The sequence below is a fragment of the Streptomyces triticisoli genome (genome assembly GCF_003270085.1).
Lineage (GTDB): Bacteria > Actinomycetota > Actinomycetes > Streptomycetales > Streptomycetaceae > Streptomyces > Streptomyces triticisoli.
On the sequence record NZ_QFDQ01000114.1, the window covers coordinates 1 to 18,245 of the forward strand.

The following is an 18,245-nucleotide window of genomic DNA, read 5'->3' on the forward strand; positions in this document are numbered from 1 at the left end:
CCACGGCCCGTCGACAGCGGCTCCACGCCCGGCTCCGGCCCGGAGGCCGGGCGTCGGGCGCGGCCCCGGGCCCCGGCCGGGGAACCCGTGCCGGCCCCCAGCGCCGCACCAGAGGCAGCGGCTGCCACAGCGGACGGATCCGGCGTCGCCCTTCCGCCGGGGGACGGCGCACCCGAGCCGGCGGAATCGAACGCTTCTCCTCCGACCGGTACGAACGGCTCGCCGTCGGCGGACGGTGGGGACGCCGGGGCTTCCGGGGCCGTCGGCGTCAGGCGGGAGTCGCGGTAGGCGTGGGCGCCCCAGCCGAGGACACCCTCGGCGAGCGCGGCACCCAGGCCCGCGCCGAACTGGGACAGTTGGCCGGCGGTGTGCCGGCAGTGCGTGCAGCCGGCCAGGTGCGTGCGCAGGTCGGGGTCGAGGTCGACGCCGCGCCGGTAGGTGACGTCCAGCAGCCGGAGGTAGAGCAGGCACTCCTGCCGGGGGGCGGCCTCGCGGTGCACCTGGAGGCACTCCTCGCGCAGCCGTTCGCGGGCCCGCCGCAACTCGACGCGCGCGTCCTCCTCGTCGATGCCGAGCAGCCGGGCCGGGACCGCGAGCGGTTCGGCCTCGACCTCGGTGTGCCACAGCAGGGCGCGGGCGGTCTGGGGCAGCCGCTGGAACGCCCGGGAGAGCAGACGCCGGTCGCTCGGCGGCAGCAGGCGCGCGCCGATCCGGTCTCCGTCGTCGCCCGCCGCCCGCAGCTCCGGGTGCAGCATCTCCTGCCGGTGGTCCGCGCCCCACTCGGCCGCGATGCGCCGTACCGTGACGAGCAGTTGGGGACGCCAGGCGGCTGTCGGCCCCGACTGCCGCAGGGACTGTCCGAACAGGCGGGTGAAGGCCGCGGTGGTGAGCATGCCCGCGGACTGCGGACCGTCGGTGCACAGCCGTGCGTAGGCGAACGCCGCTTCCCAGTGCCGGTCCAGCAGTTCACCGACGGGCTGCAGCGCGGGCGTGGCACCCGTCCACTTCCTGAGTTCCGCGCTCAACTGTTCGTCCGTGATACCGAACAGATCGCGCGACGTGGGGGAATTGGACAGACCCGGGTCTTTCACGGCTGCATTCCTCCGTACACACCGCGGTTTTGGTTCGTGCCAAAAAAAGAGGCGTCGGCATCTTGAACGTCCCCCGCGCAGAGGGAGGACCCATTGTCTGCTCGCCGACAGGCCACACCTTTGCACAGGCCGACGGCGAGCAACAAGGGATCACACGGTTTTACGCAAAATGCTCTCGGAAAACACTTGTTGACGATTTTTCAAAGGCAATTACGACCCCGCGGCAGGCTGTTCCTGGAAGGTGTCCAGAAGATCCAGTGCCCGCTCCCGGCCGAACTCCGGCCGGCCGCCGTCCTCGCACGGCTCGCCGGGTTCAGTCGTCCTCCGACACCGTGATGGCTCCCACGGGGCAGGCCCGGGCGGCTTCCCGGACCAGCGGGTCGCCGCCGCCGTCCTCGCGGCCGGGCAGCAGGGTGCTGAAACCGTCGTCGTCCTGGGTGAACACGCCCGGGGCGGTCAGGGCGCACTGTCCGGCGCCGATGCAGCGGTCCTTGTCGATGCGGATGCGCATGGCGGCAGCTTCTTACCAGCTCACGGGGAGTTCCAGCATCCCCTGGATGGTGTCGCCGGGTTTGAAGGGGATCTCGTCCGGCGGGGCGGCGAGCCGGAGCGTGGGCACCCTCTCGAAGAGGGTGCCCAGGGCGATCTCCAGCTCGGCGCGGGCGAGGTTCTGGCCGAGGCACTGGTGGATGCCGAAGCCGAAGGCGACGTGGTGGCGGGCCGGGCGGTGCCAGTCGAGGGTGTCGGGGGCGGGGTAGACGTCCTCGTCCCGGTTGATGACGGAGGTGGAGAAGACCACGCCCTCCCCGGCCCTGATCGTGGTCCCGGCGATCTCGATGTCCTCGGTGGCCAGGCGCAGCAGTCCGTCCGCGATGGACAGCATCCGCATCAGCTCCTCGACCGCGGTGGGCAGCAGCGAGGGGTCGGCGCGCAGTTCGGCCAGCCGGTCGGGGTGGAGCAGGAGCGTGTAGGTGCCCAGGGAGATCATGTTGGCGGTGGTCTCGTGGCCCGCGACCAGGAGGATCATCGCCAGGGCGGTCAGCTCCTCGCGGTCGAGTTCGCCCTCGCTCAGCCGCTGCTGGACCAGTTCGTCCAGCAGGCCCTCGCCGGCCTGCCGCTGCTTGCGGTCGATCAGTGCGTCCAGGTACGCGTACAGCCGGTCCCGGGCGTCCTGGGTGTCCTCGGCCGTCGGGCCGCGCAGCAGCCGCCTCGACTGCGCCTCGAAGAACTCGTGGTCGGCGTAGGGCACGCCGAGCAGCGCGCAGATCACCGTGGACGGCACCGGCAGCGCGAAGGCGCGCACCAGCTCGGCGGGCGGCCCCTGGGCGGTCATCTCGTCCAGCAGGTGGTCGACGATCTCCTGGATCCGGGGCCTGAGCTCGGTGGCGCGCCTGAGGGTGAAGCTCGGGATCATCATGCGCCGCTGGGTGCGGTGCCGGGGGTCGTCGACGCCCAGGAGCGCGGGCTTGCGGTTGCGGACCGCGACGAAGCGGGGCGTGGTGGCCGGAAAGCCCGAGCGGGTGGGGTCCGTGGACAGCCGGGGGTCGACCAGCAGGTCACGGGCGAGGCCGTGGCCGGTCACGAGCCAGGCCGGGCGGCCGTCGTAGAGCCGGATGCGGGCCAGCGGCCGGGTGGCGCGCAGCGGGTCGTATCCGGTGGGCGGGTGGTAGGGGCAGCTCCGGTCCTGGGGGAAGGCAACGGGTTCGGACAGTTCGGTCAGGTCCGTCATGGGAGACCTCGCAGACGAAGGGTGCGCCGTGCCGGCCCTCATGGGATGCCCGGGGCATCCATCGGCGCGACGGGAAGTCCGGCCAGATCGACGATCGGCGGGAACTGGCCGGGAATCACCCATTCCGCATGGTAAATCGGTTGCCGCCGAAACCGCACGGCGTACAGGATCCGGCCATGCCCACGACCGGCGTGTTCCTGCCGCTGCCGTCCGCCGCCGGCCTTCCGGCGCGGTGCCGGCAGCGACCCGGCCGTCCCCGGAGGCCCGGTCCCGCGCTGCCGTGACCGCGGCGCTCGTCGCCGGGCTGCTCGCGGGCTACGGCATCGCCGTACCCGTGGGCGCCGTCGGGACCTACCTCGTCACCCTCACCGCCCGTACGTCCCTGCGGACCGGTTCCTGCACCGCGCTCGGTGTCGCCACCGCCGACGGCCTCCACGCCCTGCCGACCGCACTGGGCGGTTCGGCCCTGGCGGGCCTGCTGCGGCCGGTGCTGGGGCCGCTGCGCCGGGCGTCGGCCGCCGTGGTGGTGAGGGCGGGCAGGCCGCGCAGGCTGGGGCTGCTGCGCCTGGCGTCGGCCCTGGTGCCGGCGGCACTGGCCCTGGCCAGGGCGGTCACCGCCCTGCGGCGGTACCGCGGGCACCGGCTCGCCACCCGCGTCGACCCGCCCGTGCCGGGTCCGGCACGGGCGTACCTGGCGCTGCTCGGGATCACCCTGCTCAACCCCACCACGCTGATCCACTTCGCGGCGCCGGCGCTCGGCAGCCGCGCCGCGCACGCCGTACCACCGGCCGAGCAGGCGGTGTCCGTCCTCGCGGCCTTCGCCGCGTCTGCGAGCTGGCAGCTGCTGCTCGCCGGCGGCGGCGCGCTGCTCGGCCGGGCCCTGACCGGTCACCGGGGGCGGCTGGTGACGGCGCTCGTGTCCAGCTGCATGATCACCGCGCCGGCGGTACGGATGCCGGTGTCGCCGGGGTGAGCGACCGCCCTCGGGAAGCGGTGCCCAGCGCGGTGGGGATGAACCGGGCCGGTGCGGATGTTGAATGGGCGGCGCACGATCAGTCTCAGGACCAGTCTCAGGACGCGACGAGAGGGTGGACGGCATGCCTCTTGAGGGCGAGTACGAACCCAGCCCGACCCAGTGGGTGCGGGAGCAGGTGGAGCTGTACGAGAGCTCCGGCGGCACCGAGGGGACCACGCTGCGGGACACGGGGTTGCCCGTCGTCGTGGTGACCATGGTGGGCGCACGCAGCGGCAGGATCCGCAAGACGCCGCTGATGCGCGTGGAGCACGACGGGCGCTACGCCGTGGTGGCCTCCCAGGGCGGTGCGCCCAAGCACCCGTTCTGGTATTTCAACCTCAAGGCCGACCCCCGGGTCGAGCTGCAGGACGGCCCGGTCAAGCAGGACATGACGGCCCGTGAGGTCACCGGCGCGGAGAAGGCCGAGTGGTGGGAGCGGGCCGTCGCCGCGTTTCCCCCGTACGCCGACTACCAGAAGAAGACCTCACGGGAGATCCCGGTCTTCGTGCTGGAGGCGGCGGGCTGAGGCGCCGGCCGGAAAAGGAGTCCGGGCCGGGAGGCATGAGTCCGCCCTGCCCGGGCACCCGTGCCTCGGGCCCCGCCGCGCTCCCCCGTCGCGGCGGGGCTCTCCCGTGCCTCCTCCCCCCACTCGCTGTCCAGGCCGAGGGCCAGACCGATCCGGGCGGCCACCGGCACGGCGACGCGGGTGCCGCGGGCCTCGGCGTGCTTCCTCGCGTGGTCTTGGGTGTGATTGCGTGTGTGGTTCCGCGTGTCGTCCGTCGGATGCTCCCCGGGTGTCCCGCTCACGTCCGCCGACTGTCCCGGTCGGTGCGGGTCACACAGTGCCGACGGCGGATTTCGGGGAACGCGTTCACCAGGGCACACGCTGAGCAGGGAGGACACATGAGCGACGGGGCCGAGGGCAACGCCGCCTACGGTCACAAGGCCTTCAAGCGGTCCAGGAGCCACTTCGCGGACCGGATCACCGCCGACGGGCAGGACGGCTGGCCGGTGGAGGCCGGGCGTTACCGGCTGGTGGTCAGCCGTGCCTGTCCGTGGGCGAGCAGGGCGCTGGTGTCGCGGCGGCTGCTGGGGCTGGAGGACGCCCTGTCGCTGGCCGTCGCCGATCCGATCCAGGACGACCGCAGCTGGCGTTTCACGCTCGACGCCGACGGCCGTGATCCGGTGCTCGGGATCCGCTTCCTGAGCGAGGCCTACGACCGGCGGGAGACGGGTTACCCCGGCGGCGTGAGCGTGCCCGCGGTCGTCGACGTGCCCAGCGGCAAGCTGGTCACCAACGACTTCCAGCAGATCACGCTCGACCTCGCCACCGAGTGGACGGCCCTGCACCGTCCGGGGGCGCCGGACCTGTATCCGCGGGCGCTGCGCGACGAGATCGACACGGTGATGGCCCAGGTGTACGAGGACGTCAACAACGGGGTGTACCGCTCGGGCTTCGCCACGAACCAGGAGGAGTACGAGGCCGCCTGCGCGGGCGTGTTCCGCCGGCTGGACCTGCTGACGGACCGCCTGGCCGGGCAGCGCTGCCTCGTCGGCGACACGATCACCGAGGCGGACATCCGGCTGTTCACCACGCTGGTCCGTTTCGACGCCGTCTATCACGGACACTTCAAGTGCAACCGCTGGAAGCTGGCCGAGAACCCCGTGCTGTGGGCGTACGTCCGCGATCTGTACCAGACGCCCGGCTTCGGCGACACGGTCGACTTCGACCACATCAAGCGGCACTACTACGAGGTGCACACGGGCATCAACCCCACCGGCATCGTGCCCCTCGGGCCCGACCTGTCCGGTTGGCTGACCCCGCATCACCGGGAGGAGCTCGGCGGGCGCCCCTTCGGTGACGGCACGCCGCCGGGTCCCGTACGGCCCGGCGAGGAGATTCCCGCGCAGGGCAGGCCCTGACGGCCCACGGTCCTCCCCACCGGCAAAGGAGACAAGGAGACACAGGTGGCCAAGAAGAAGCACAAGCTCCCGCTCGCCTACCAGCCCCTCGGCTTCGTGCTGGGCTGGGCCGGCGGTGCGCTGGCCGGAATGGCCTTCCGCGCGACGTGGAAGGCCGTCCGGCACGAGGACGACGCACCCGACCCGCTCGACGCGGACCGCCGCTGGGGGGAGATTCTGCTCGCGGCGGCCGTCCAGGGCGCGATCTTCGCCGTGGTGCGCAGTGCGGTGGACCGTGCGGGGGCGACGGCGATCGAGCGGTCGACGGGTGTCTGGCCGGCGAAGTCGAAGGACGGTCGGAGCGCGTAGCTGCGGGCAGTCGTGCCTCCCCCTGCTCGAAGAGCCTGGGGGAGGCGCCCCACGAGCGCGGGCAGCGCGCCCGCCCCCGCAGCGCACCCCACCCGCACCGGTCAGGCAGCGGCTGAGTGGGAGGTCAGCCCTGTTTGGGGCCCACTCGGGGGGCTCGGCGGAGGGTGAAGCTGTGGCCGGCCGGGTCGGAGCAGCTGCGCTCCTCGTACGGGCCGGGGTCTCCCTTCGCATCCAGAGGGCGGCCGCCGAGTTCGACGACCCGGCGCTCGGCCGCGTCCAGGTCCTCCACCAGGAAGTCCAGGTGGACCTGGAGGGAGTTCTCGGGGCGCGGCCAGCTCGGCGGGGTGGCGTTCGCGTCGCGCCGGAAGGCCAGCCGCAGTCCGTCGGCGGCCCGTATCCCCACCCGGTCGGCGGTCACGTCCGTCTCCCGCGCCTGCAGCAACTCCTTGTAGAACACGGCGAGTTTCTCGGGCTCGGCGCAGTCGAGCACGACGACGCCCGCGGTCACCAGTGGCATGTCCCCTCCGAAGGGTCCGGCGGCAGGGCATGGGTGCCCGCCGCGTTTGTGTCCCTGGTATCCGCGCCCCGCGGTTTCAGTCGTCCACCAGCCACTGCCCGTCACGCATCAACTCCCGTCCGTCCAGCTCGTTCGCCTCGCGCCAGGCCTGCACGCGCTGGGGGCGGATCCGGAAGTACAGGTAGGGCGCGGCCAGCCGGCGGGGGTCGAAGCGGGTCTTGGCGGCGAACAACTCGGCTTCTTCCTCGGTCAGTTCGGCGGGCGGCACGGTTTCGACGGTGCCCTCAACGATGACCACGTCCCGGGTGTGCCCGATACCGAGGCGGGCCCTGCCGGTCTCGCGCAGGTTCCGGCCGGTGGGGCTGGCCTCGGGGGTGGCCACCAGCAGCATCCCCGCGTCCCAGAGGAACGACAGCGGCACCAGGTACGGCACCCCTCCCCCGGCGTCGGCCGTCGCCACCCAGGCGTCGACGTCGTTCTCCAGCCGGTGCAGGGTGTCCAGCTTGCGCTGATTCGCGGAGCGTACGGTGGGCGGGGTCATGGTCGGGCAGCCTCCTGGTCGTCGTCGTACGGACGGAACCCCCTCAGTGTGGATCATCCGGCGTTCCGGCGGGCGGAGCCGGGGAGGATGGTCCACCATGAACGACGTGAACACCGTGAACACGATGCGTGCCGTCGGCCAGGACGTCCTCGGTGGGCCCGGGGTGCTGAAGCTGATCGAGGTGGAGCGGCCCGCGCCGCGGCCCAACGAGGTGCTGGTGCGGGTGCGGGCCGCCGGGGTGAATCCCACCGACTGGAAGCACCGGGCCACCGGCGGCTTCCTGGGCGAGCCGCCGTTCGTGCTGGGCTGGGACGTCTCCGGCGTCGTCGAGGCGACCGGGATCGGTGCGTCACTCTTCCGGCCGGGGGACGAGGTCTTCGGCATGCTGCCCTACCCGTTCGGCCACGGCTCGCACGCCGAGTACGTGACCGCCCCGGCCCGCGCCTTCGCGCTCAAGCCCGCCGGGGTCGACCACACCCGGGCGGGCGCGCTGCCGCTGGTGTCGCTGACCGCCTGGCAGGCGCTGGTGGAGCGGGCGGACCTCCGCGCGGGGCAGCGGGTGCTGATCCATGCGGCAGCCGGCGGAGTCGGTCATGTGGCGGTGCAGATCGCCAAGGCGCGTGGCGCGTACGTCATCGGTACCGCGAGCGCGGGCAAGCACGACTTTCTGCGCGGGATCGGTGTGGACGAGCCGGTCGACTACCGTACGACCGACTTCGCCGAGGCCGTGCGGGACGTCGACGTCGTGCTGGACACCATCGGCGGCGACACCTCCCTCCGTTCGCTGCGGGTGCTGCGCCCGGGCGGGCTCGTGGTGTCGATCCTGCCGGTCGGCTCCGACGACTTCTACGAGGAGGCCGACCGGCTCGGAGTGCGGGCGCTGCGGATGCTGGTCGACGCCGACCACCACGGCATGACGGCGATCGCGGGGCTCGTCGAGGAGGGCAGGCTGCGTGCCGAGATCGCCGGCACCTTCCCGCTGGCCGAGGCGGCGAAGGCGCATGAACTCGGTGACACCGGCCGCACCACGGGGAAGCTGGTCCTACTGATGGACTGACCGCAACTGACCACAGCTGACATCAACTGGCCAGAAATGGATGGCAGTTGACAGCAATTCGAAGAAATATGTCAACCGAACATGCTGGAATTCCCTCCTACAGGGGTAACTTGCCGTGCAGGGGCCGGTTGGAGGAGAAGTCGTCGTGGCGAACGAACCCGCGCCGCTGACCCGGCATCTGCGTGTCCGCCGGGACCGCGGGCACACCGTGCTGGAGTTCCACGGCGAGATCGACATCGCCGCGGCGGCGCAGATCGCCCCGTATCTGGACCGGGTCACGGCCCGGCCCGGGGTCCGGGTCGTGATCGATCTGAGCGGAGTCGACTTCTTCGACTGCTCCGGACTGCGTCTGCTGTACCGGGCCCGCGGCCGGGTCCTGGACCGGGGCGGGGAGCTGCGCCTGGTGTGCGCACACCCGCTGACCCTGCGCATCCTCAAGGTGACGGGCCTTGCCCGGCTGCTGCCCCCGCAGCCGACCCTGGACGCGGCCCTGGAGCGGCCCGAGGCCGCGTCCGGTTCGGTGTGATCAGCCAACAGGGCTGACTGGCAAGGGCTTTGGCGGGCATGCGCAGTGGGAGGAAGGAGGACCGTCGCATGACGACTTCCCACGAGCGACCGTCCCGGCGCATGCCCGGCTGGGCGAAGGCGGTGGGTGCCCTCGTGGTGGTGCTCGCCGTGCTGTTCGCCGGCATCGGGCTGGCCGTGCTGCCCGGTGTCAAGGACCTGTTCGGCACCGAGACGCACGACCGCTCCGGCCCCGCGCTGCTGAAGTCCATCCAGGATCTCAGCCGTTACGACGCCGCCTCCGGCAACTTCCAGGTCGTGGTGGACCTGGAGAAGGACGCGAAGTACCTGCCCGACGCGATCCGCGGCACCCGCACCCTGTACGTCGGCGCCGGCACCGTGGACGCCTACGTGGACCTCGGCGGGGTCGGCGGCAAGGACGTGACGGTCGACGACGACCGTACGTCGGCCACGCTGCGGCTGCCGCACGCCCGGCTCGGCAGACCGGCCCTGGACGCGGACCACTCCTACGCCGTCTCCAAGCAGCGCGGTCTGCTCGACCGCCTCGGCGACCTGTTCTCCGACAACCCGAACAGCGAGCGCGCCGTGCAGCAGCTCGCGGTCAGGCACATCGCCGAGGCGGCCAGGGACAGCGGGCTGACCGCGCGGGCGGAGGCCAACACCACCGGCATGCTCGAAGGGCTGTTGAAGTCCCTCGGCTTCAAGGAGGTGCACATCACCTACGGGACCTGATCAGCCGAGGACTCCGGGCAGGACCGGCGCCCCGAGCAGGGCCGTCCCCACCAGCAGCCAGGCCCCGTAGTCGCCGACGTGGCCCGACTGCAGGCGCCGCAGCGGCAGCGCCCACTCGGGTGCGCCCAGCAGCTGCGGACGGGTGACGGCCAGGGCCGCGAGTCCCACCGCCGGCGCGGTGGACAGCAGGTCCAGCAGGACGCCGGTCGCGGTCCACTCCACGGAGGAGAACACGCCCCAGGTCCCGGCCTCGTCGACCGTGTGTCCCACCAGGCCGACGAAGCCGGGCACCGCGCCGACGGCGAGTTCACCGGCGAGCAGCCGGGCGAGGACGAGGGTGCCGACCGGGCCCAACAGGGCCAGGAGCAGGGCGAGATCGACGTAGGCGGTGCGGCCGTAGACCTGGGAGAGCAGCAGCAGTCCGGGGCAGACCATGGCGCTGGACAGGTTCTGGGCGACGACGCGGCGCTTCAGCGGTCCGGTCGCCACGCCTCACAGGGTGGTGCCGAAGCCCACGGCCCGACCGCCTCACGGCCGGCTCGCCCGCGGCGAGGAGCGTCGTACGTGCGTTCACACTCCACCTCCGCGGGCTCTGTCCGCCGCTGTGCGACGGACTTCGGGTACACCGCTTCCCGGCCTCCGAGCACCGCCCGGGCCGTGGGTCGGGTGGTGGCGCGCGGGGCCGAAGCCCGGATGTCCCGTCGGCAGCAACGGCAACCGGCCGTGGGCGGGGCCTCGGCCGGGGTGGGGTATCGCCGGGTCGTTCGCGGGTAACCGGCTTACCACACAAGGAAGTTGGCGAATGGAGGACCGTATGGCCCGCCTGGGGCTCCGCCCGCGTACCGTGTTCCGTCCGCGCGGGGCCGGGGCCCGGCGGGGCTTACGTCCCTCCGGGGCCCGGCGGGTGCCACGGCCGGCCCCCGGAGGGCTCCGGCCGCTGCCCTGGCCGCTGCGGCTGCCGGTGATGCTGTGCGCGTTCGTCTTCATGGTGGCGTTCGCGGTCGTGCTGGCGAAGCTGACGCTCGAGCCGTCGCCGGCGTCGACGTCCATCGCGCACACCAATCTGCGTCCCGGGCGCTCGCTGCGGGCCTATCTGGAGTCGCCGGGGCTGCGGGAGACGGTCAAGCAGATCGGCGGGAACCTGCTGCTGGGGGTGCCGTTCGGCGTGCTGGTTCCGGTGGTGGCGCCGGGGGCGCGAGGGGTGCTGCGGGTCGTTCTGCTGACGGCGACGGTGATGCTGCTGGTGGAGTTCGCGCAGGGGGCACTGCTCACCGGGCGGGCCTTCGACATCGACGACGTCATCCTCAACACCTCGGGCGCGCTGGCCGGTTACCTGTTCCTGGGCCGACGGATGGGCCGGGCGGTGCACGCGCGCAAGCCGCGTGAGTGAGCGTCGGAGCCGCCCTGGGGACTCCCCTCGGAACTGGCCCGTACCAAGGTATTGACGGTCACTTGTCCCACTCCTTCAATCAAGGTGACCCCTTCACCGTTCCTGGGCAGTGAGCGGGAGTGAGTCCGCGCACTGGCACGCCCCGAACGGTTGTGGGCGCACTGGTCGTCCCCCGCGACCGGAGGTCGCTGATGGACGCCGCCGCATCCCGGGCGGCGACACGGATCGTGTCCGTGGTCCGGGCCGGGCGGGCGGCCCGCAGCCGGAGGCTGCTGATGTCCACGCCTCACGACCTGGCCTGTGGGAACGGCCAGAGGCGACGGGGAGGCCCTGAACCATCTCGCTGGTGGAGCAGGGGCCCCGCACTCCCCCAGAGGGGGCACCCCCAGGCACCGCACCCGGCGTCCCAGATCGCACGGCCACGCTACCCCGACCGGCCCAGCACACCGCAAGCCCGGAAGCCGACCATCACACGATCGAGCTAAACCAGCCTTATACACGCTCCTTGGCGAGCAGTTGCCAACTCCCCACAACGGTCGGCGCGCCCGTGCGCGGGCCGCCGCACGGAAGGGAGAGCCGCGGCCCGTCCACGCCTGCTCCGCAGCTGTCTGCTCGCCGCCCTGTCCGCCGTTCTGGCCGGCTCCACCATGGTCGCCCCCGCGCAGGCGGACCCCCCAGGGTCTCCGCCGCCGCCACGGTCCACGGCACCCTCCACGGCCCCGGCTACTCCGGCGCGGGTGGCATCGGCGCGGCGTACTCCCTGCCGGGCGGCCAGGCCTTCGCGGACGCCTTCCACACCTACGCCGTCGACTGGGCGCCCGACGCGATCACCTGGTCGGTGGACGGCACCGTCTACCAGCGCCGTACGCCCGCCGACCTGGGCGGGAGGAGCTGGGTGTTCAACAAGCCGTTCTTCCTGATCCTGAACCTGGCCGTGGGCGGCCACTGGCCGGGCGACCCGGACGGCTCCACCTCCTTCCCGGCCCAGCTCGTGGTCGACTCGGTCTCGGTGACCACGAGCGACACGCCCACCGGCGGCGCGATCCGGGGTCTGGCCGGCAAGTGCGTGGACGTGGCCGGAGCCGGCCCTGCCAACGGCACCCCGGTTCAGCTCTACGGCTGCAACGGCACCCCGGCCCAGCAGTGGACGCCCGCCGCGGACGGCACCCTGCGCGCGCTCGGCAAGTGCCTGGACGTCACGGACCACGGCACCGCGGACGGCTCCACCGTCCAACTGTGGGACTGCACCGGCGGACCGAACCAGAAGTGGGTCGTCTCCCCGGCGCACGACATCGTCAGCCCGCAGGCGGACAAGTGCCTGGACGTCACCGGCAACAACCCGGCCAACGGCACCCGGCTGCAGATCTGGACCTGCACGGGCGGCGCCAACCAGAAGTGGACCGTCGGCTGAGCCGACGAAGCACCGCTAGTGGTGCACGGTCCAGGTGAACTTGTCGCCGCCGACCCAGCGGACCACGTCCGGGTCGTCCAGGTCATGGACTCTGATGCCGAAGGCGGCGGCGGCTTCGAGCACGTCGGTGATGGTCCTCGCCTCGCCGACCACCTCACCGTCGATCTCCATGACACGGAAGGGCGGATTGCCCGGCTGCACGCCGAGCACCAGGATGCGCGGCCGGGAGATGTGGAGGCCAACTTCAGTCATACCATCCAGCGTAGAACGCCGACCGCTGCGACGGACCCGGCCTCACCGCTGGAGAAGTCCGAGCACCGCGGCCTCCACGGCCCCCTGCGTCGCCGGGCGCCCGAAGCTCCCGTGCTCGCCCAGCCGGGTGAGCACGGGAGCGATCGTCTCACCCTCCTCGAACAGTTCGAAGACCTTCGGGTCGATGTAGGAGTCGCGGCACACCGCGGGGGTGTTGCCGAGGTAGTGGCTGACCTCGCGGACCGTACGGGCGATCTGCCGGCGCCGGGCCCCGGGCGTGTCGCGCGCCTCGCGGGTGGTGACGGCGACCCCCACGGCGGCCAGTACCGTGGCGTGCCAGGTGCGGAAGTCCTTGGCCGTGACATCGGTTCCGGAGAGCCTGCGCAGCGTCTCGTTCAGGTCGGCGCCGTGCAGGCCGTGCCAGGCCCTGCCCTCCCAGTACACCAGCAGCCGCTCCCCGCCGCGCCGCCGCCGCAGCAGGGCGCGGATCACGGCGTGCGCCTGCTCGTCCACCAGTGCCCGTACGATCTCGGTGCCGCCCTTGGCGGGATAGCTGAAGGTGATCTCGTCGCGGCCGCAGGTGACGTGCTCGCGCAACATCGTGGTCAGGCCGTAGGTCTCGCTCTGCCGGGTGTGCCGGTCGCTGCCGATCCGGAAGAAGCCGAGGTCGAGCAGGCGCACGGCACAGGCGGTCACCCGGGCCCGGCTCAGGCCCCGCCCGGCGAGGTCGGCCGCGGCCCTGGCGCGCAGCTGTGGCAGGGAGCGGGCCACTTCGCGCACGTGTTCGTGCTTGGCCTGCTCCTGCTGGGCACGGAACTCCTCGTGGTACAGGTACTGGCGGCGTCCGGCTTCGTCGGTGCCGACGGCCTGCAGATGGCCGTGGGGCCAGGGGCAGATCCACACCTCGCGCCAGGCCGGCGGGACGGTCAGGGCGCGGATGCGGGCGAGGTGCTCGGCGTCCCTGAGCGGCCGGCCGTCGGTGTCCTGGTAGTGGAAGCCGCGCCCGCAGCGGACCCGGATGAAGCCGGGCCGGTCGCAGGAGCTGGTACGCAGTCGCACGGTGGCCCGCTCAGGGACGCCGCCAGCCGTCGCCGGTCAGGTGCGATCCGGCCATCGGGCCCATCCGGAGCATGCCGCCGTCCACGCTCCAGGACGCTCCGGTGACGTAGGAGGCGTCGGGGCCCGCGAGGAAGGCGATTACGGCGGCGACCTCGCGGGCGTCGCCGGGCCGGCCGAGCGGCACTCCGGGGCGGTGCTCGGTGTGCACGTCCGTGTCCTCCTGGCCGGTCATGGGTGTGGCGATCTCGCCGGGCGCGACCGCGTTCACGGTGATGCCGTGCTCGGCGAGTTCCAGGGCCATGACCTGGGTGAGCAGGCCGAGGCCGCCCTTGGCCGCGCAGTAGGGTCCGGCGCCGACGCGCGGCTGGTGCTCGTGCACGGAGGTCACGTTGACGATCCGGCCGCCTCCGCCCTGCCGGATCATCCGGCGCGCCGCCTTCTGACCGCACAGGAACGGCCCGACCAGGTCCACGTCCAGCACGCGCCGCATGTCGTCCAGGGTGAGGTCGAGGAAGGGCGTGGCCGTGCCGGTGCCGGCGTTGTTGACCAGTACGTCGAGCCGGCCGAGCTCGTCGCACAGCTGGTCGAGCGCTTCCGTGTCGGCGGGCAGGCGGGTGAGGTCCATCCGGGCGACGGCCGCCCGGCGGCCCTTGCCGCGGACCTCCTCGGCGGTCTCCTCGGCGCCCTTCTCGTCGCTGTGCCAGGTGATGCCGATGTCCATCCCCGCCTCGGCCAGGCGTACGGCGGTGGCACGGCCGATACCGGAGTCGGCACCGGTGATCACGGCCACCTCGGGGGCGGGTGCGGACATGACGGGCCTCCTGCGGAACGGATCGGCTCGGACGAGGCATCGCAGTACCCGGCGGCGCTCCGGGCAAACCGACGGGTGGGCCGGACGGGGTCCGTGAGCGCCGGGATGGTGCGGCAGCCGCCGGACGGGCACTGCACCGGCCGACGGCTGCCGCACCGGTCCGTCGACGCGGGCGTGCCGTTCCCCTCTCCGTCGACACCGACGCGCACGCGCCCGGCCAGAGGAGTGCGGGGCGCCCCGGAGCGCGTGGTGACCACGTGGAACAGGCAGGAGCTGCTGGACTGGACCCGTGGGCGCCGTACGCCCTCCGGAGTGGCGGGCGTCCGGCGTGGTACCCGTGCGCCCCATAGGACCGCATGCGCAAAGTCCCGGAAAGGACCCCCGGATGGACCGTGCCGCCGTGTTCGACGTCGACGGAACACTCGTCGACACCAACCACCTCCACGTCACCACCTGGTGGGAGGCCTTCCGGCAGGCGGGCCACCGGGTGCCCATGCACGCCATCCACCGCTCGGTGGGGCTCGGCTCCACCGATCTGATCGCCCACCTGCTCGGCGAGGAGCGCGACAAGGAACAGGACGCCCGGCTCAGCGCCGCCCACACCGCGCTGTACGCCCAGTACTTCGACCGGCTGCCGGCCCTCGAGGACGCCGGGCGGCTGCTGCGGCGGCTGCACGAGGACGGCTGGACGGTGGTCCTGGCCACCTCGGCGAGCGGCCCGGAGCTGAGCGCGCTGCGCCGCGCCGTCGACGCGGACGACGCCATCGCCGCCACGGCCAGTTCCGACGACGTGGAGGAGGGCAAGCCCTCCCCCGAACCGGTCGAGCACGCCCTGGAACTGGCCGGAGTGCCCGCCGAGCGGGCGGTGTTCGTGGGCGACACCGTCTGGGACATGCGGGCCGGCAGCAGGGCCGGGGTGCGCTGTGTGGCCGTCCTGTGCGGCGGCATCCCGCGCGCCGACCTGGAACAGGCCGGGGCGAAGGCGGTCTACGACGATCCCGCGCACCTGCTGGCCTCCCTGGCGGACAGTCCGCTGGCCTGAGCACCGGACGGCCGTCGAACCGGCGAGGAGCGATAAGGCCGATGAGCGTGACATGTGCCGCGTGGGGCGGCGTGATCTCTGGATACCCACCCGGCATGGCACAGGGGACCCGGGATCAGGGAGAGGACGTACGCACCCTCGCACGCTCGCTCGCCGCCCGGCCGGCCGGGGTGGTGCGCGAGGAGGCGCGTTCGGTCGGCCGGGCGGTCCGGGCGGCCTGCCGGGGGCCGGGCCGGGAGCGGGACCTGGTGGTGCAGTCGCTGAAGGCAGCGGCGGCGGCACTGCTCGCCTGGCTCGTGGCGGGTGTCTGGCTGGGCGACCCGATGGCCCTGATGGCGCCGTGGGTGGCGGTGGTCCTGGTGCAGGCGACGGTCTACAGCTCGCTGATGCGGGCGGTGCGGCAGCTCACCGCGATCTGCGCGGGGACACTGCTCGCCTCGGCGGCCCAGGCGATCACCGACGACACCACGGCGGCGCTCGCGCTGTGCGTACCCGTCCTGATGCTGCTGGCGAACTGGCCCCGCTTCGGCGACCAGGGAACATACGGCGCCACCACGGCCCTGTTCACCCTCGCCACGGGCAGCGTCTCCGGCGCCGCGGTCGGCCATCGCCTGGGGCAGGCGGCGCTCGGCGCGGCGATCGGGGTCGCCGTCAACGCGCTGATCCTGCCGCCGATCCATCTGCGGGACGTACGGGAGAACCTCGCCGCGCTCGCCCGGGAGGCGGCGGACGTGCTGCACGGGATCGCCGCCGACCTGGGCCGGGACGACTGGGACTCGGGGGCGGCGGCCGACTGGTCCCTCGGCTCGGACCGGCTGGAGCGGCGTCTGGGGGCCCTGCGTGCGGCCCGGGGCTGGAGCCGGGAGAGCCTGCGGATGCCCAAAGGCGCGCTGCGGGCCCTGCGGCGGGTGCCCTCGGACGTGCCGTCCGAGGCCGAGGACGAGCGCTGGAGCCGGATCACCGGCCACATCGGGGCGCTCGCCCGGACGCTCGCGGTGGCCACCGACGACGACCGCACGCCCGGGCCGCCGGACAGCCGGACCCTGCGGACCTACGCCCGGCTGCTGGACCTGATCGCGGACCGGTGCCGGGCGGAGGCCGGCCGACTCCAGCACGCAGGAGCCGTACAGCCTCCGGATCGCGAGGCAGAGGCCAGGATGGAGGAACTGCACGACCGTATGCAGGAGGCGCTGCGCGAACAGGCGGGGCGGGAGGCGACCCGGACGACGGTGCTCGGCTCCCTGCTGCTGCAGGCGGAGAACGTGTGGGCGGAGGTCGTGCCGGATGTCGTACGCCGGTGAGCCGAGCGCCGTACGCCGGTGACGCGGATCACCGCAGAACGGGACCTGTGCGGGAACACCGGGCGGTGGTTCCCTGTTGAACCAGGTGTGGGTGCGGACGGGACAGTGTCCCCGGGCCTCACCTATCGCCCACGGGGACGATCGTTCGGCTGAAGCCCTGTGGAGCCTTTCGCCGAGAGGCGACCGCCATGCGTACCCACACCTGAACCGCCCCGGCCGCGATCCCCCCGTCGCGGTCGGGGCTTTCCCGTCCGCCGCCCCTGCCTGCAGCTCGCGTCGACCGGCCGGGACCGGGTACTCGGTGGGCCGCACTGTCAGCCGCCCCCGAGAGGAGCCGAAGGTGAGCAGCGCTTCGGGCAGCAGGGTCGTCGTCACGGGCGCCACCGGCAACGTCGGCACGAGTGTCGTCCGCGTTCTCTCCGAGGACCCGGAGATCGGGTCGGTGCGGGGCCTGGCCCGCCGCATTCCGCAGTGGTCGCCGCCGAAGACCGAGTGGTCGGCGGTCGACGTGTCGTCCGAACAGTCCGGTCTGGCCGGGGAGTTCGCGGGCGCCGACGCCGTGATCCATCTGGCCTGGGCCTTCCAGCCGACGCACGATCCGGCGGTCACCTGGCGGACCAACGTGCTCGGCAGCATCCGGGTCTTCGAGGCGGTGTCCGCCGCACGGGTGCCGGTTCTGGTGCACGCCTCCTCGGTGGGCGCGTACTCGCCGGGGCCGAAGGACCGCGCGGTGGACGAGTCGTGGCCGACCCACGGCTGGCCGGACGCCGCGTACTGCCGGGAGAAGGCGTATCTGGAGCGGGCCCTGGACACCTTCGAGCGGGACCATCCGGATGTGCGGGTGGTCCGTATGCGCCCGGCCTTCCTGTTCAAGCGGGAGTCGGCGAGTGAGCAGCGCCGTATCTTCGGCGGGCGGTTCCTGCCGGCCCAGCTGGTCCGGCCCGAGCTGCTGCCGTTCCTGCCGGACGTGCCCGGCCTGCGGGTGCAGGCCCTGCACACCGACGACGCCGCCCGCGCCTGCCAGCTGGCGCTGCACCATGAGGTGCGGGGGCCGTTCAACCTCGCCGCCGAGCCGCCGCTGGACGCCCAGGTGCTGGGCGAGATGCTCGGCTCCCGGCCCGTACGGCTGCCGCGCGTCGCCGCGCGCTCGGCGGTCGCCGCCGCCTGGGGGCTGCATCTGCTCCCCGCGTCCCCGCATCTCTTCGACGCGGTGCTGCGGCTGCCCCTGATGGACTGCACCCGGGCCCACACCGAGCTGGGCTGGCGCCCGGAGCGTACGGCCACCGAGGTCCTGCGGGAGTTCCTGGAGGGACTGCAGAAGGGCGAGGGCGCGGACACCGAGCCCATGCGGGGCCGCAGGGTCGGCTGAGCAGTACCTGGCCCGTGCGGCCGACCGACCGTCCGGGCCCGGCTCCGGCCGAAGCCGGCCCGGCGCGCCCGTCGGCGGCGGGCCCTCTCCGGCCTCACCAGCCGCGCCCGGAGCGTCATCGGCCGTCGGCCC

19 protein-coding genes and 2 pseudogenes are annotated in these 18,245 nt (G+C 73.0%); 12 read left to right on the forward strand and 9 right to left on the reverse strand.

Translation table 11 applies throughout. The annotated features are described in order from the left end of the window. The 3 genes and pseudogenes from DEP02_RS17420 to DEP02_RS17430 form a co-directional block, all read right to left on the reverse strand. A pseudogene (locus tag DEP02_RS17420) lies at positions 1–1,091 on the reverse strand (ricin-type beta-trefoil lectin domain protein); the annotation flags it as partial. A 313-nt stretch (positions 1,092–1,404) separates the two neighbouring features. Further along, positions 1,405–1,602 carry a ferredoxin gene (locus DEP02_RS17425; protein WP_112468392.1) on the reverse strand — a complete coding sequence of 66 codons (198 nt, stop codon included), beginning with the start codon at positions 1,600–1,602 and terminating at the stop codon, positions 1,405–1,407. 12 nt (positions 1,603–1,614) lie between these two features. Next, complete coding sequence (locus DEP02_RS17430; RefSeq protein WP_112468394.1) at positions 1,615–2,820, reverse strand: cytochrome P450; 1,206 nt, start codon at positions 2,818–2,820, stop codon at positions 1,615–1,617. A 280-nt stretch (positions 2,821–3,100) separates the two neighbouring features. Between DEP02_RS17430 and DEP02_RS17435 the strand changes: the two genes are divergently transcribed. The 4 genes from DEP02_RS17435 to DEP02_RS17450 all read left to right on the forward strand — a co-directional run bounded on the left by DEP02_RS17435 (position 3,101) and on the right by DEP02_RS17450 (position 6,106). Then, the gene (locus DEP02_RS17435; RefSeq protein WP_112468396.1) at positions 3,101–3,793 is read left to right on the forward strand and encodes a lysine transporter LysE; all 693 of its coding nucleotides are present in this window, start codon (positions 3,101–3,103) and stop codon (positions 3,791–3,793) included. Positions 3,794–3,917: 124 nt separating this feature from the next. Continuing rightward, entirely contained in the window at positions 3,918–4,361 is a 444-nt protein-coding gene (locus tag DEP02_RS17440; protein WP_112468429.1) for a nitroreductase family deazaflavin-dependent oxidoreductase, read from the forward strand. 377 nt (positions 4,362–4,738) lie between these two features. After that, entirely contained in the window at positions 4,739–5,758 is a 1,020-nt protein-coding gene (locus tag DEP02_RS17445; protein WP_112468398.1) for a glutathione S-transferase family protein, read from the forward strand. Positions 5,759–5,803: 45 nt separating this feature from the next. Then, positions 5,804–6,106 (forward strand): DUF4235 domain-containing protein, encoded by a 303-nt coding sequence (locus DEP02_RS17450; RefSeq protein WP_112468406.1) that lies wholly within the window; start codon positions 5,804–5,806, stop codon positions 6,104–6,106. A gap of 124 nt (positions 6,107–6,230) precedes the next feature. On the opposite strand, the gene DEP02_RS17455 is transcribed toward DEP02_RS17450, so the two are convergent. Together DEP02_RS17455 and DEP02_RS17460 are read right to left on the reverse strand one after the other, a co-directional pair. After that, positions 6,231–6,623, reverse strand: coding sequence for a VOC family protein (locus tag DEP02_RS17455; RefSeq protein WP_112468408.1), 393 nt, complete (start codon positions 6,621–6,623; stop codon positions 6,231–6,233). 76 nt (positions 6,624–6,699) lie between these two features. Beyond that, positions 6,700–7,164, reverse strand: coding sequence for a pyridoxamine 5'-phosphate oxidase family protein (locus DEP02_RS17460; protein WP_112468410.1), 465 nt, complete (start codon positions 7,162–7,164; stop codon positions 6,700–6,702). 97 nt (positions 7,165–7,261) lie between these two features. Between DEP02_RS17460 and DEP02_RS17465 the strand changes: the two genes are divergently transcribed. The 3 genes from DEP02_RS17465 to DEP02_RS17475 all read left to right on the forward strand — a co-directional run bounded on the left by DEP02_RS17465 (position 7,262) and on the right by DEP02_RS17475 (position 9,478). Next, a complete protein-coding gene (locus DEP02_RS17465; RefSeq protein WP_198668472.1) occupies positions 7,262–8,221 on the forward strand; it encodes an NADP-dependent oxidoreductase in 960 nt (319 codons plus the stop codon). A 145-nt stretch (positions 8,222–8,366) separates the two neighbouring features. Next, a complete protein-coding gene (locus DEP02_RS17470; protein WP_112468413.1) occupies positions 8,367–8,747 on the forward strand; it encodes an anti-sigma factor antagonist in 381 nt (126 codons plus the stop codon). 68 nt (positions 8,748–8,815) lie between these two features. Next, a complete protein-coding gene (locus DEP02_RS17475) occupies positions 8,816–9,478 on the forward strand; it encodes a DUF4230 domain-containing protein (protein ID WP_198668473.1) in 663 nt (220 codons plus the stop codon). On the opposite strand, the gene DEP02_RS35870 is transcribed toward DEP02_RS17475, so the two are convergent. Beyond that, positions 9,479–9,967: an MrpF/PhaF family protein gene (locus DEP02_RS35870; RefSeq protein WP_438947771.1), complete on the reverse strand. Its 489-nt coding sequence runs from the start codon at positions 9,965–9,967 to the stop codon at positions 9,479–9,481. It abuts the gene before it with no gap. A gap of 313 nt (positions 9,968–10,280) precedes the next feature. Between DEP02_RS35870 and DEP02_RS17485 the strand changes: the two genes are divergently transcribed. Together DEP02_RS17485 and DEP02_RS17490 are read left to right on the forward strand one after the other, a co-directional pair. Continuing rightward, a complete protein-coding gene (locus DEP02_RS17485; protein WP_438947772.1) occupies positions 10,281–10,868 on the forward strand; it encodes a VanZ family protein in 588 nt (195 codons plus the stop codon). A 691-nt stretch (positions 10,869–11,559) separates the two neighbouring features. Then, positions 11,560–12,279: pseudogene (locus DEP02_RS17490) on the forward strand (RICIN domain-containing protein); the annotation flags it as partial. A gap of 15 nt (positions 12,280–12,294) precedes the next feature. Here DEP02_RS17490 and DEP02_RS17495 read toward each other — a convergent pair. Genes DEP02_RS17495 through DEP02_RS17505 form a run of 3 tightly spaced genes read right to left on the reverse strand, consistent with a single transcriptional unit; the run spans position 12,295 to position 14,401 of the window. Beyond that, the gene (locus tag DEP02_RS17495) at positions 12,295–12,531 is read right to left on the reverse strand and encodes a hypothetical protein (protein ID WP_112468417.1); all 237 of its coding nucleotides are present in this window, start codon (positions 12,529–12,531) and stop codon (positions 12,295–12,297) included. Positions 12,532–12,573: 42 nt separating this feature from the next. Next, complete coding sequence (locus DEP02_RS17500; RefSeq protein WP_112468419.1) at positions 12,574–13,590, reverse strand: DNA topoisomerase IB; 1,017 nt, start codon at positions 13,588–13,590, stop codon at positions 12,574–12,576. A 10-nt stretch (positions 13,591–13,600) separates the two neighbouring features. Next, positions 13,601–14,401, reverse strand: coding sequence for an SDR family oxidoreductase (locus tag DEP02_RS17505; RefSeq protein ID WP_112468421.1), 801 nt, complete (start codon positions 14,399–14,401; stop codon positions 13,601–13,603). Positions 14,402–14,786: 385 nt separating this feature from the next. Here DEP02_RS17505 and DEP02_RS17510 point away from each other — a divergent pair, with 385 nt between their 5' ends. From DEP02_RS17510 to DEP02_RS17520, 3 genes are all read left to right on the forward strand, one after another. Continuing rightward, positions 14,787–15,443: an HAD family hydrolase gene (locus DEP02_RS17510; protein WP_112468423.1), complete on the forward strand. Its 657-nt coding sequence runs from the start codon at positions 14,787–14,789 to the stop codon at positions 15,441–15,443. 95 nt (positions 15,444–15,538) lie between these two features. Continuing rightward, positions 15,539–16,744 (forward strand): FUSC family protein, encoded by a 1,206-nt coding sequence (locus tag DEP02_RS17515; RefSeq protein ID WP_112468425.1) that lies wholly within the window; start codon positions 15,539–15,541, stop codon positions 16,742–16,744. A gap of 340 nt (positions 16,745–17,084) precedes the next feature. Beyond that, positions 17,085–18,113 (forward strand): SDR family oxidoreductase, encoded by a 1,029-nt coding sequence (locus tag DEP02_RS17520; protein WP_112468427.1) that lies wholly within the window; start codon positions 17,085–17,087, stop codon positions 18,111–18,113. Positions 18,114–18,245 lie beyond the last annotated feature (132 nt).

Excerpts from the sequence above, each read along its gene's own strand:
- DEP02_RS17465 (WP_198668472.1), top strand. The coding sequence starts at position 7,262 with ATGAACGACGTGAACACCGTGAACACGATGCGTGCCGTCGGCCAGGAC.
- DEP02_RS17460 (WP_112468410.1), bottom strand. The coding sequence starts at position 7,164 with ATGACCCCGCCCACCGTACGCTCCGCGAATCAGCGCAAGCTGGACACC.
- DEP02_RS17485 (WP_438947772.1), top strand. The coding sequence starts at position 10,281 with ATGGAGGACCGTATGGCCCGCCTGGGGCTCCGCCCGCGTACCGTGTTC.
- DEP02_RS17430 (WP_112468394.1), bottom strand. The coding sequence starts at position 2,820 with ATGACGGACCTGACCGAACTGTCCGAACCCGTTGCCTTCCCCCAGGAC.
- DEP02_RS17425 (WP_112468392.1), bottom strand. The coding sequence starts at position 1,602 with ATGCGCATCCGCATCGACAAGGACCGCTGCATCGGCGCCGGACAGTGC.
- DEP02_RS17455 (WP_112468408.1), bottom strand. The coding sequence starts at position 6,623 with ATGCCACTGGTGACCGCGGGCGTCGTCGTGCTCGACTGCGCCGAGCCC.
- DEP02_RS17495 (WP_112468417.1), bottom strand. The coding sequence starts at position 12,531 with ATGACTGAAGTTGGCCTCCACATCTCCCGGCCGCGCATCCTGGTGCTC.
- DEP02_RS17445 (WP_112468398.1), top strand. The coding sequence starts at position 4,739 with ATGAGCGACGGGGCCGAGGGCAACGCCGCCTACGGTCACAAGGCCTTC.
- DEP02_RS17515 (WP_112468425.1), top strand. The coding sequence starts at position 15,539 with ATGGCACAGGGGACCCGGGATCAGGGAGAGGACGTACGCACCCTCGCA.
- DEP02_RS17510 (WP_112468423.1), top strand. The coding sequence starts at position 14,787 with ATGGACCGTGCCGCCGTGTTCGACGTCGACGGAACACTCGTCGACACC.
- DEP02_RS17505 (WP_112468421.1), bottom strand. The coding sequence starts at position 14,401 with ATGTCCGCACCCGCCCCCGAGGTGGCCGTGATCACCGGTGCCGACTCC.
- DEP02_RS17475 (WP_198668473.1), top strand. The coding sequence starts at position 8,816 with ATGACGACTTCCCACGAGCGACCGTCCCGGCGCATGCCCGGCTGGGCG.
- DEP02_RS17440 (WP_112468429.1), top strand. The coding sequence starts at position 3,918 with ATGCCTCTTGAGGGCGAGTACGAACCCAGCCCGACCCAGTGGGTGCGG.